Below are 12,932 nucleotides of genomic sequence, written 5' to 3'. Positions count from 1 at the left end.
AATTCAATCTTAATTGGCTTCCAAATAATCTCTTAAATATTCGAATTCGCTACCTAAATTGCTGTTTACTGTAATGCTTGCTTCATTAATCATTCTGGAATTTTCTAAAAACAATTCAGCCCACACCGATTTTATTAATAATGAACCAAATTCTTCACTAGCGCTTCTTGGTAATTCATTTGGTAAATTATCAATTGCCATAATATCTATGGATTCAGGAATATAAGGGGCAATTTCTAATTCGGTATTTACATCATATCCGTAAACAGGCTCATTAATAGTGGTAGAGCGAACTGTAGCCGGTACACCCCCGTTTACATCGCAACTCACATCTGCTATAACTTTAATCCGCCAATTCGGATTGCGCATATCTTCTTTAGAAAATAATTGTGGCGCCGTTGGGCTCCAGAAAATACAATTAATTAATACATCACATTTATTCATGTAATAATTAAATGAACATTTATAAAGTTCTGGATGATGATGAAATTCATTCCGGTCGAAACCACCATCACTAATTCTGTCATATAAATCATCGCTGTCTAAAATACAGTAAACAGCCTCATTAAATTCATAATTTAAAAACTCATCTTTGGTAACCCTTTTTAACTTAATATCATCTAAAAACTCAGCAGCACCTTTTCCTACTCGTCCGGTTCCGGTTACAATTATTTTTACATTCGGAATTTTTAATCCTTTATACTGGAATTTTAATTCGTGATAATCGCGACAATCTTTTGCACGTTTTAAATGGCCTTCATCTATTCGCTGCCCTAAAGTCCATAATGCATTATGTGCGCCAATTATACCGGCCCATCTGCCAAATGCAATAACACGAATGCCATTTTCATCTTTTAAACATTCGTAATCAATCATACGAATATTTTTTTTCACCAGCGTTTGTAACAGCTTTCTGTTTTGCGGTTGTTTTTTAATGGTATGAGAAAAAAACAAATAAGTTTTATCAGGAATTAATAAATCATAAGGTACTTCTTTAACACCCATAATAATTTCACAATCGCGTAAATCTTCCTGTAATGTAATGCCTGCTTCCTCAAATTCATAATCTGCAAAACAACGGCCTTTACTTGGCTGTACTACAATGTCTATATCGGGATTACTATTTTTTAATTGTTGAATTTGTGTAGGAGTAAGGGGTATACGTGCATCAGGTGGAAATTTCGCCTCACGTAAAATGCCTATCTTTTTAACTTTCATAATTGTTGCAAAGATAAGCGCTTAATTTGAAGCCCAAAACTAGAATATCGTTAAAAGGCCGAAAACCTAGTAAATGCAATACTTTTGAGCGGTTTGTCCGACTGCAGCGGAGGGGTATTTGCGATTAATTTTTTACAAATGTGCGACGATAATTTACATCTCCGCAACGCATAATTGCAACATAAATTCCTTTCGGCAAATTGCCTGTTGTAAGTTGAATTTCTTTCGAATTTGTAAAGTCAGCGAACATTAATTTTCCATCCGCAGCATAAATTTGTATAGCGTCAATTATGCCATCAGATTGTATGGTCAAATTCGTATTAACAGGGTTTGGAAATAAACGAAATTGCATTTGTTTTTGCTCAACAATACTAATTGTGGTATCTATATTTCCGGTTGTATCTTTCACATATTCAAATATGTAATTGGCAACAAGCGGAATATGATCTGAACTCATATATAACGCATTTGCAATTGTTGCACTAACAGCTGCATTAGGTAAATCATTCATTGCATCATCAAAATGATTGCCGTCATTTCCAATTGCGTGATAACTCCCTGCCAGCATCGTCATGCCGCCTTCATCTTCAATTGACTGACTATGTAGTAACATATCAAACCGGTCATCTAAACCGCCTGTAGATCCGCCGCCAAAACTTTCAATTCGTGTGCTTTGGGTATGATAAGGTGCATTGGAAGCATTATTCCAGGTGGTAGTTAACAATCCATCTAACGGGTCGATACATAACCCGAATTACTTTGATCTAATAAGGCAATATAGGCATCCTCATTCGAGTCATAAATATTAAAATCACCACAAACTAAAAAATTAGCAGTATCCGGCAATAAATCGGTCACCTTGCGCAAACTATCCACTTCTCGTTTTCGCTGATCGGCGTTAGTGCCACCGCTGCTTGCCTTTAAATGAAGAGAATAAAAATATACGATTTCATTACTTAGTAAATGGACTAATTTAAACTGATTAATATCACGTAATTCAGTCGTTATTACCGTATTCGAAATAAATCCGAATTTATCTTTTCTGTAATAGATGCCATTGTCAGTATCGAAACTATTGATAAATGTACCCATCGCATAATTCGTGTCAAGTACATAAACCACCGAATCGAAAAATCGAGTTGCTCCTGATAATTCAATTAATTCCTGCACGACTAAAATATCAGGACGCATTGAATCAACTACTGCGCGTAAATATTGCTCTTTGTCATTACCCGTATTATCAAAATTTAATACGTTATAAGTCATAAACCTACAAGTATCAAAATCCTGCGCACGACCAACATTGCACATCAGAAACCCCACCAAAACCAAAACAATTTTTCGCATAATGCTACAAAGATGCTAAAAACCCAACGCAATCCACCAAATCCAATTCCTATAACATCCTAATTAAACGACACCTAACCGCTTATCCCACACAATGAAGCATATTTTAACAACATAAAAATATTTTAAACCCAGAAAAACCATCCTCAATCAAAAATTTCCACCAAAACCAGCCTAAACATCCACCAAACACAGCCTTCACCCAAACCTTCGCGCCCTTTGCCCTTCGCGTTCTTTGCGAAAAAACACACACCATCCAAAAACACACCCTCGCAAGCAAACATCCTACAAAACAATTCCCTTCGCGAGCTTTGCGAAAAAACACACACCATCCAAAAACACACCATCCCAAACACACATCCTCCAAAAACAATTCCCTTCGCGCCCTTTGCGAAAAAACACAAACCATCCAAAAACACACCCTCGCAAGCAAACATCTTCCAAAAACAATCCCCTTCGCGCCCTTTGCCCTTCGCGAGCTTTGCGAAAAAACACACCATCCCAATCACACATCCTCCAAAAACAATTCCCTCCGCGCCCTTTGCCCTTCGCGTTCTTTGCGAAAAAACACACACCATCCAAAAACACACCATCCAAAAACACACCATCCAAAAACACACCATCCAAAAACACACCATCCAAAAACACACCATCCCAATCACACATCCTCCAAAAACAATTCCCCTCGCGCCCTTTGCCCTTCGCGAGCTTTGCGTGAAACCATCCAAAAAATCAGCATCCCCAGCGGGCAACCTCCACCCATCCTCCAAAAAATCAACATAAATCTGCGAAAATCCGCGAACCGCCCCGCCGGGTTCCGCGTTCCTTCCCGCAACACAACCCCGTATTTCGTATCTTTGCGCGCTTTATTATGGAAATTTCAAAGACATATAATCCCGCCGAGATAGAAAAAAAGTGGTATCAACACTGGCTAAACAAACGTTACTTTCATTCAGAACCCGATAACCGTGAGGCTTTTACCATCGTAATTCCTCCGCCAAACGTAACAGGTGTGCTCCACATGGGCCACGTGCTGAACAATACCATTCAGGATGTTTTAATCCGCCGCGCACGTATGCATGGCAAAAACGCCTGCTGGGTGCCGGGAACCGATCATGCTTCTATTGCTACCGAAGCAAAAGTGGTTAAGATGTTGCGTGAACAAGGTATCAAAAAATCCAGTCTCAGCCGCGACAAGTTTTTGGAACATGCGTGGGAATGGAAAGAAAAATATGGTGGCATTATTCTGCAGCAGCTAAAAGAATTGGGTTGCAGTTGCGATTGGGATCGTACTTCCTTTACAATGGATGAAAATTATTATGATGATGTAATTAATGTTTTCATCGATTTATACAACAAAGGATTTATTTACCGCGGCCTCCGAATGGTAAACTGGGATCCCGAAGCGCAAACCGCTGTGAGTAATGAAGAAGTAATTTATAAAGATGTTACTTCAAAGTTACACTATGTAAAATACCAGGTAAAAGGTGATAATGATTATATCACAATTGCTACAACCCGACCTGAAACCATTTTAGGTGATACCGCAATTTGTGTTCACCCTGATGATGAACGTTTTCAGTCGTATATCGGTAAAACAGTTTTAGTTCCAATCATAAATCGTGAAATTCCGGTAATTGCAGACACATATGTTGATCGTGAATTTGGAACAGGTGCATTAAAAATAACACCTGCACATGATGTGAACGATTATGAAATCGGTTTGAAACATAATTTACGTGTTATTGATATTTTTAATGACAACGGTACATTAAATGAAAATGCCGAAATTTTAATTGGAGAAGACAGGAAAATTGCCCGCAAAAAAATGGTCGACCTGATGGAAGAAAGCGGCAATTTAATAAAAATTGAAGACCTTAAAAATAGTGTTGGTTTTTCTGAAAGAACTGATGCCATGATTGAACCTAAATTAAGTATGCAATGGTTCATTCGTATGAAGGAAATTTCGAAGCCTGCTTATGACAATGTGGTAAACGGGAAAATTAAATTACATCCTGATAAATTTATCAATACCTACAAACACTGGATGGAAAACGTGAAAGACTGGTGTATTAGTCGCCAGTTGTGGTGGGGGCAAAGAATTCCGGCCTGGTATAACGAAACAGGTGAATTTGTAGTTGCAAAAACAGAAGCAGAAGCGAAAGCGCAATTTGCTGAAAAAAACATTCCGTTTAACACAATTAAACAGGATGAAGATGTGCTCGATACATGGGCCAGCAGCTGGTTGTGGCCGATAACAATATTCGACGGTTTAAAAAACCCGCACGGTAAAGACATTAATTATTATTACCCAACTCAGGTATTGGTAACAGCTCCTGAGATATTATTTTTCTGGGTAGCCAGAATGATTATTGCAGGATACGAATATAAAAATGAAAAACCGTTCAGCGATGTTTATTTAACAGGAATTGTTCGCGACAAACAACGCCGAAAAATGAGCAAAAGTTTGGGTAATTCACCTGACCCGCTCGACTTGATTGCACAATACGGAGCAGATGCAATTAGGATGGGAATTTTATTGTGTTCGCCTGCCGGTAATGATATCATTTATGATGATAAACTGATTGAACAAGGCCGTAATTTTAATAATAAATTATGGAATGTATTGCGCTTAATTAAAGGTTGGGAGATAGCAGGAGAAAATAACCCGCAAAATACTGCTGCAATTGAATGGTTTGACTCAAAATTAAATTACACAATAAATTTAATCGACGACCATTTTACAAATTTCAGAATAAGTGATGCCTTAATGGCCTTATATAATTTTATCTGGGATGATTTCTGTTCATGGTATCTTGAATTTGTTAAACCTGAATTTGGAAAACCGATTGATAAAAATACATACGAAAAAACAATTTTATTTTTCGAAAAATGCCTTGTGTTGTTGCATCCATACATGCCATTTATTACAGAAGAATTGTATCATTTATTAGGTGACAGAAAAGAAGGTGATGACATTATTATTGCCGATTCACCAAAAGCAGGGGCAATTAATGCAGCATTAATTGAAACAGGGGAAGGTGTTAAAGACCTGATTTCTAAAGTGCGCGACATTCGTGCAAAAAATAATATGAGTCCGAAAATTGCAGTGCCACTTTATTTGGATGGTAACATGGATAATTACCTGGCATTTAAGGATATCATTATAAAAATGGCCAACCTCACAACATTGGAACCAACAGCAATAGAAATTCCAAAAGCAGTTACTTTTTTGCGGGGAACACAGAAGTGTTACGTTGTAATTAATGTGCAGATTGATGTTGCTGAAGAAAAGAAAAAATTACAAGAAGCCATTGCCTACCAACAAGGGTTTTTAACGAGTATCGATAAAAAATTAAGCAACGAAAAATTTGTCGCTAATGCCAATCCTCAGGTAGTTGAAATGGAAAAAAGAAAACGGGCTGATGCTGAGGAAAAAATCAAAATGTTGGAAGAAAGTTTAAAAAGCCTGAACTAATGCTACTTAGGTGTGTTAATATTAATTGAATACCATTACCACGCCTTACCTTTACAAAATAATACTAACCTAAACCAATAAACAAAATGAAAAAAGGATTCCTCGCCGTTTTGGCGATTACAACAGCGCTTTTCGTTACCTCATGCGGAAAAAAAGGTGGCTTAAGCGAAGAAACAAAAGCTGCTATGACAACTTTTGAAACAAACTGGAAAGCTACAGAAGCAAATATGACTGCAATGGGTACTACCATGAACACTGCATTTGCTGAAATGACTACCATGATGAAAATGGATGATGGTATGGATATGTCAAAAATGAAACCTGCTCAAAAAGCAAGTATGGATTCAATGACTACTATGTGCACTATGATTGAAGGTCAAATGGAAAAAATGAAAGGTGAGTATTCTGCAGCTATGGCTTCATGGTCTGCTGACGCTCAAGCTTATGCTGATTGGAAGAAAAAAGCTTCTGAAGAAAAAATGGATGATGCAGCTTTTAGCTCAGAATTAACTAACAACTGGACTGCAAAATTGGCAACTTACAATGAGCAATTAGTTGGTATGAACGAACAATTAACAGGTATTCAGGCTGCTTGCAAAGCAACTTGTGATGCAATGGCAGCAATGATGATGCCGGCGAAATAATACATTATTAACTTGTTTAAAGGGCATTTTCTTCGGAGAATGCCCTTTTTTTGCGATTTTCAATAATGGTAACCGGCGCTATGTTCAAAATTCAATTATAATTCGCAATTTGCATCCGTACTTTTGTCCAAAATCTCATCTTATGCGAATTCGAAACACACTCATCCTGCTGCTACTACCGCTTTTCACGTTTACGCAAAATGTTACCCAAACCATCAGAGGTCAAATAACTGATAAAGAATCAAAATTCATTTTACTTGGCGCTACTACTATTGTATATATCGATTCCACCATGGTTGCAGGTGCTGTTAGCGATGAATCAGGGAACTTCAGAATTGAAAATGTTCCGGTAGGTCGTATCAATTTATTAGTGCGTTACGTTGGTTATGATGATGTTTTTCTGAGTAACCTCATCCTCACCGGAGGCAAAGAAATGATTTTGAATGTTGAAATGCAGGAAAGTGCCGTGATGTTAGAGGGTGTAACCATTTCTGCCAACCAAAACAGGGGAGAAGTGAACAATGAAATGGCCGTGGTTAGTGTGCGTACGTTTAGTGTAGAGGAAACCGACCGTTATGCCGGTAGCCGTGGTGATCCGGCTCGTATGGCGAGTAATTTTGCAGGTGTTCAGGGTGCAGATGATTCCAGAAATGATATTGTTGTTAGAGGTAATTCTCCAATCGGTGTACTTTGGCGTTTAGAAGGAATTGATATTCCTAATCCCAATCACTTTGCCATTGCAGGAACTACAGGTGGTCCGGTTTCAATCATAAATAATAAATATCTCAATAATTCCGATTTTTTCACAGGTGCTTTTCCTGCTGAATATGGTAATTCAATAGCCGGTGTGTTCGATTTAAATATGCGCAGAGGCAATAATGAACAACATGAGTTCAGCGCTCAACTTGGATTTTTAGGAACAGAATTATTTGCAGAAGGCCCAATCAATAAAACGAAACGTTCATCATATCTCGCCAGTTTTCGTTACTCTACCTTACAATTATTTCAATTTATGAATTTAAGTATCGGCACATCCGCTGTTCCGAATTATTATGATGGTGCATTTAAATTATCTTTCCCGAAAGGCAATAATATTATCAGTGTATTTGGTGTTGGCGGAAAAAGTAATATCGATATTTTAGTGAGTGAATACACTAAAGCTGAAACTGAATTGTATGGCGATAGCGATCGTGATCAGTATTTTGGTACCAGTATGGCTGTGGGTGGAATATCTTACGGCATGCAAATAAATCCAACCATGTATGGTAAAGCAGTAATCGCGTATTCTTTACAAGAAAATCATGCAAACCATGAACTCGTTTATCGCGACCTTGAATTTAATATTGATTCTATTGTTCCTAATATGAATTATAAATATCAGGATCAAAAACTAACGGCACTTTATCATCTAAACAAAAAAATAAATAATAAAAATAGTTTTAAAACCGGTATCAGCGCTGAACAATATTATTATAATCACATCGATTCAAACCTGAATTTATTTACCTGGGATTGGGATAAAAGATATAATTATAACGACAATGTTTTTTTATTCCAGGCCTTTTTTCAATGGAAATATAAAGCCAATGAAAAATTGGTAATTAACGGTGGCTTGCACAGTCAGCTCTATACCATGAATAAAAACAGTAAATCGCTGGAGCCAAGAGCAGGGTTGAGTTACAAGCTGGATGAAAAATCTTCAATTAATTTCGGAATTGGTTTACATAGCCAGATGTTGCCGAGTTATCAATATACTTTCCAGCAACAATTACCTGATAATACCTTTGCCTTGCTGAATGATGAAGTGGGCTTTATCAGAAGTTTTCACAATGTGTTGGGTTATGACAGAATGTTGTCAGATAATTTCAGATTAAAATTGGAAACGTATTATCAATATTTATTTGATGTGCCGGTAGAAATAAAACCATCTGCATTTTCACTGGCAAATGAAGGCAGTGGGTTTTCAAGATTTTTTCCTGATTCATTACAAAACACGGGAACCGGAAAAAACTACGGTGTCGAATTAACCCTGGAGAAATTTTTTAGTAACCACTTTTTCTTTCTTGCAACAGGTTCCTTATACAACTCATTATACACCGGCTCTGATGGCATTGAACGCAAAACCGATTTTAACGGTAATTATGCTGCTAATTTATTAGGGGGTTATGAAATTACCATAAACGATAACAACGTAATCACAACCGGGATTAAACTCACTTACGCAGGAGGTAAATTAACCACTCCGGTTGATACTTTAGCAACAATTGCAGCAAAGGAACTCATTTACATTGATTCCTTATCTAACACCATTCAATTAAAAGATTATTTCCGATTTGACCTCAAACTGGCCTATCGCATTAATTCGCAAAAAAATAAGGTTACACATGAAATAGCAATTGACCTTGTTAATTTGCTGAATGTTCAAAATGTTTTGGGATTAACTTATGCGCCAAATCCGGCTGACCCAACTGCGAGCCCGGTTAAAGAAGAGTATCAACTGGGATTTTTACCTTTGTTTTATTATAAAATTGATTTTTAACAACTAAACGGTTAACTTTCGTTCAGGATTTATATTATGCAATTTAATACCATCATTTATACAATAGAAAATAAGGTTGGCACCATCACCTTAAACCGGCCAGAAAAACGAAATGCGTTTAATGCCGAGCTGGTTGCTGAATTAAAACAGGCTTTTACAGATGCAGATAATAACGTTGCTGTTAAAGTTGTTGTTTTAAAAGGAAAAGGTGAAGTATTTAGCGCAGGTGCTGATTTATCTTATTTGCAATCGTTGCAGAAAAACACCTATGATGAAAACCTTGCAGATTCATCCTCACTAATGGAATTATATAAACAGATTTATACGTTGTCAAAACCTGTTATCGCACAAATAGAAGGACATGCCATTGCCGGAGGTTGCGGTCTGGCTGCTATTTGCGATTTTTCATTTGCAGTAGACGAAGCAAAATTTGGTTATACAGAAGTGAAAATCGGATTTATCCCTGCGATTGTGATGGTATTTTTGTTGCGCAAGATAGGTGAACGCAATGCGAAAGATTTATTACTCACCGGAAAATTAATTTCTGCAGCCCAGGCTCAGGATCTTGGTCTCATAAATGCCGTTGTTGGTATAGAAAATATTCAAAGTGTTGTTGATGATTTATGTAAAGAATTAATTCAGCAAACCAGCCGTGCATCATTAAAAGCAACTAAACAAATGATTGCCGCAGTGCAGGAAATGGATTTAGATACAGCATTAAATTACGCTGCTGAAATGAATGCCAAAGCAAGAGCTACAAACGACTGCAAACATGGTATTCAATCGTTTATCGATAAAAAGAAACCTGAATGGGATTAAGGTTGTGCTAAATACGCCAAAATAACTGCGTGAATTTTTACCATCTGTTCAACATTAATACAATACGGTGGCATAATGTAAATGGTATTTCCTAAAGGCCTTAACAACACGCCGTTAGCAATAAAAAATTGATACATCTCATCTCGGATCGTATTAAAATATCCTGTTTGATGTGGTGTAATTACATCAAAGGCTAAAATAGTTCCGTGCTGACGAATATTTTCTACCTTTTTATTTTCTGCTGTTTTAAATAGTTTTAATCGTTCTGCAAAATCAGATTGAATATTGGTGATACTTACAACATTATCTGTAAATCCTGCTTGTTCAATAATATCAAGACTTGCATTTGCAGCAGCACAGGTGAGTGGATTTGCTGTATAACTATGACCATGATAAAGTGCTTTCATTTTATCATCACTGTAAAATGCATCAAATATTTTTGTAGAACATAATGTTACACCCAAAGCCATAGTGCCGCCGGTAATGCCTTTACTCAGGCACATAATATCCGGTCGGGTTTCACAATAGTGACTTGCAAACATTTTGCCTGTCCTGTAAAATCCTGTCATCACTTCATCAGCAATACAAATAACACCTGCATTTTTAGCCAGATTTAATAGCGCTTCCAGATGTTCAGGCTGATACATCAACATTCCACCTGCACCCATTACCAGTGGTTCATAAATAAATGCAGCAACATCATTTTTATTCAGGCAATTTTGTAATTGCTTTAAACTCTCTTCTTCTTTTCCGGGTAGCGGTGGTGTAATAAAAGTGACATCAAATAATTTATCATGAAAAGGTTGCGTAAATGCACCTCTGTCGCTCACACTCATACTACCGAATGTATCGCCATGATAACTGTTTTCAAATGCAATAATTGTTTTTTTTGAGCTTCCAGTATTGCTGTGATATTGAATAGCCATTTTTAAGGCTACTTCTACAGCGGTAGAACCATTATCAGAAAAAAACACTTTCGAAAAATGTCCTTCCGTATGAATTAACAAACGGAGTGCGAGTTTAATTGCAGGAGTATGTGTAAATCCTGCAAAAATTACGTGCTCTAATTGTAAACTTTGTTCGTATAATTTTTGTGCGATATAGGCATTAGCATGTCCGTGAATATTGGTCCACCAGCTCGAAACGGCATCAATATAAAGCTTGCCATCTTTATCTGATAACAATGCACCTGCACCACGCATAATATGAATGGGCTCAGTGGCCAGTTTCATTTGAGTAAAGGGATACCAAATTGGTCCGTTACTATCCATGGTTTATAATCGTTTTGTTAACGTTGATTTTATTTTATCTGCATTACGTTTGATAAATGATTTATCAATTACGTCGGCAAAATCAACTCTGCCGATTAAAGGTAAGGCAGTATAATTTAAAATTGCGGTTTCTGAATCAAGATGTTCATTTCCGTTAAAAACAATTCCGATTACAGGGATATTATTTGCCTGTAAAACACTGGCCGTGAGTAAAGTATGATTTATACTGCCTAAATAATGTTTTGAAACTAATAACACGCTCGCCTGTAATTGTTGAATGAGGTGCAGCATTAAAAAATTGCCGTTCAGCGGTACCATCAATCCGCCTGCTCCTTCAATTACCAATGTATTTTTTGTTTCTGGGGTGATGAGCGTTTCAGGTGAAATGGAAGTGCTTTCCATTGCTGCAGCCAGATGCGGTGAAACAGGATGTTTGAATGAATAATTTTCAGGAAAAAATTGACTTTTAGGATTTGAAGTGAGGTTGCGAACACGCTGAGTATCAGTATAATCTAAACCGCCACTTTGTATTGGTTTCCAATAATCGGCTTGCAATGCTTCAACTACTACTGCAGAAACAATGGTTTTACCAATATCGGTACCAATTCCGGTTACGAAAATCTTTTTCATAAAACTATCCTCATATCAGATTGAAATATTGTGATTTCAACCAAGTCGACTGCTAATATACCATCATTTTGATACAAAATACAGAACCTCCGCTTTTCATAAATTCAGAAGTTTCAACTTCAGCAACAATATTGGCGCTTTGCTGAACAATATTTAATGAAACGGGATTATTTTTTTGAATTATAGCAGCGGATGTTGCTCTGTTTGTACCATAAATAATATGCGCATTACATGCAAAACCTTCAATTGCTTCATGTTCAGGAATTTCATATACGCCTTCAAACATTCTTCTGATAATCGCAATTGTTTCCGGAGCAAAAGCATCAGGTGCAATTAATACTTCTGTGTGATTTAAAGGTAAAAAACAAGTGTCGAGGTGATAATGATTTTCGTTAATTAATTCCAACGTAATAATCGGCACATCCAGTGTTCTGGAAATTTCATCATACACTTGTTTTTCGCTGCGGTATCCATAACCACCATATAATAATCTGCGGCCCGGATGTGCAACCATATCGCCCATTCCTTCAAAATGATATTTACTTTGTAAATCAACAATACGATATCCATGGTCTTTATAAAAATCCTCTATATAAGGCACTTCATTCTGGCGGTTTTCGAAACGCATTCTGCTCATTAATGCAATTTTTTCGCCATTCCACATCACCCAAGGGAAACTCTGATTGGCAACAAATACCATGTCTTCCAGACTTTCAACGCCATCAATTACATGTACCTCATCAATTAATTTCTGATTTTTAAATGCGAGATAAGTATTTCTGATGGCATCCCATTGGATGTTTGCTTTTTCTTTATTTACATTGCCTTTCTGATTTTGCATGTGTACATTTTTTACATCTACAATATTGTAAAATTCAGGTGTACACATCAAAACTTTTCTTGGCTCAACACGCACATCACAATCTTCCAGTTGGAAATGTACATCGGCAGGGCCATACGCTTTTGCAAAAACAGGTGTCATTTAA

11 protein-coding genes are annotated in these 12,932 nt (G+C 36.9%); 5 read left to right on the top strand and 6 right to left on the bottom strand.

Annotated features, from left to right (window positions below):
• Positions 1–9 precede the first annotated feature (9 nt).
• The 3 genes from IPI65_00610 to IPI65_00600 all read right to left on the bottom strand — a co-directional run bounded on the left by IPI65_00610 (position 10) and on the right by IPI65_00600 (position 2,565).
• Positions 10–1,218 (bottom strand): alanine dehydrogenase, encoded by a 1,209-nt coding sequence (locus IPI65_00610; GenBank protein ID MBK7440062.1) that lies wholly within the window; start codon positions 1,216–1,218, stop codon positions 10–12.
• A gap of 124 nt (positions 1,219–1,342) precedes the next feature.
• Entirely contained in the window at positions 1,343–1,942 is a 600-nt protein-coding gene (locus IPI65_00605) for a T9SS type A sorting domain-containing protein (protein MBK7440061.1), read from the bottom strand.
• A gap of 5 nt (positions 1,943–1,947) precedes the next feature.
• Positions 1,948–2,565, bottom strand: coding sequence for an endonuclease/exonuclease/phosphatase family protein (locus tag IPI65_00600; GenBank protein ID MBK7440060.1), 618 nt, complete (start codon positions 2,563–2,565; stop codon positions 1,948–1,950).
• Between the two features lie 219 nt (positions 2,566–2,784).
• On the opposite strand from IPI65_00600, the gene IPI65_00595 reads away from it, so the two are divergent.
• The 5 genes from IPI65_00595 (at position 2,785) to IPI65_00575 (ending at position 10,045) form a co-directional block, all read left to right on the top strand.
• Positions 2,785–3,348 (top strand): hypothetical protein, encoded by a 564-nt coding sequence (locus tag IPI65_00595; GenBank protein ID MBK7440059.1) that lies wholly within the window; start codon positions 2,785–2,787, stop codon positions 3,346–3,348.
• An 88-nt stretch (positions 3,349–3,436) separates the two neighbouring features.
• Positions 3,437–6,043, top strand: a complete 2,607-nt coding sequence (locus IPI65_00590; GenBank protein ID MBK7440058.1) for a valine--tRNA ligase — start codon at positions 3,437–3,439, stop codon at positions 6,041–6,043.
• An 86-nt stretch (positions 6,044–6,129) separates the two neighbouring features.
• On the top strand, positions 6,130–6,687 hold the full coding sequence (locus tag IPI65_00585; GenBank protein ID MBK7440057.1) for a hypothetical protein: 558 nt from the start codon (positions 6,130–6,132) through the stop codon (positions 6,685–6,687).
• Positions 6,688–6,829: 142 nt separating this feature from the next.
• A complete protein-coding gene (locus tag IPI65_00580) occupies positions 6,830–9,226 on the top strand; it encodes a TonB-dependent receptor (GenBank protein MBK7440056.1) in 2,397 nt (798 codons plus the stop codon).
• Between the two features lie 36 nt (positions 9,227–9,262).
• Positions 9,263–10,045: an enoyl-CoA hydratase/isomerase family protein gene (locus IPI65_00575; GenBank protein MBK7440055.1), complete on the top strand. Its 783-nt coding sequence runs from the start codon at positions 9,263–9,265 to the stop codon at positions 10,043–10,045.
• On the opposite strand, the gene IPI65_00570 is transcribed toward IPI65_00575, so the two are convergent.
• Genes IPI65_00570 through IPI65_00560 form a run of 3 tightly spaced genes read right to left on the bottom strand, consistent with a single transcriptional unit; the run spans position 10,042 to position 12,928 of the window.
• Positions 10,042–11,316 (bottom strand): adenosylmethionine--8-amino-7-oxononanoate transaminase, encoded by a 1,275-nt coding sequence (locus IPI65_00570; protein ID MBK7440054.1) that lies wholly within the window; start codon positions 11,314–11,316, stop codon positions 10,042–10,044. The genes IPI65_00575 and IPI65_00570 overlap by 4 nt on opposite strands.
• 3 nt (positions 11,317–11,319) lie before the next feature.
• Positions 11,320–11,946 (bottom strand): dethiobiotin synthase, encoded by a 627-nt coding sequence (gene bioD, locus IPI65_00565; protein MBK7440053.1) that lies wholly within the window; start codon positions 11,944–11,946, stop codon positions 11,320–11,322.
• Between the two features lie 52 nt (positions 11,947–11,998).
• Positions 11,999–12,928 carry a hypothetical protein gene (locus IPI65_00560; GenBank protein MBK7440052.1) on the bottom strand — a complete coding sequence of 310 codons (930 nt, stop codon included), beginning with the start codon at positions 12,926–12,928 and terminating at the stop codon, positions 11,999–12,001.
• Between the last annotated feature and the right edge of the window lie 4 nt (positions 12,929–12,932).

It is taken from the genome of Bacteroidota bacterium (assembly GCA_016706255.1).
GTDB lineage: Bacteria > Bacteroidota > Bacteroidia > Chitinophagales > BACL12 > UBA7236.
The sequence above is the reverse complement of the archived record's forward strand: the minus strand, read 5'-3'. Positions and strand labels throughout refer to the sequence as shown.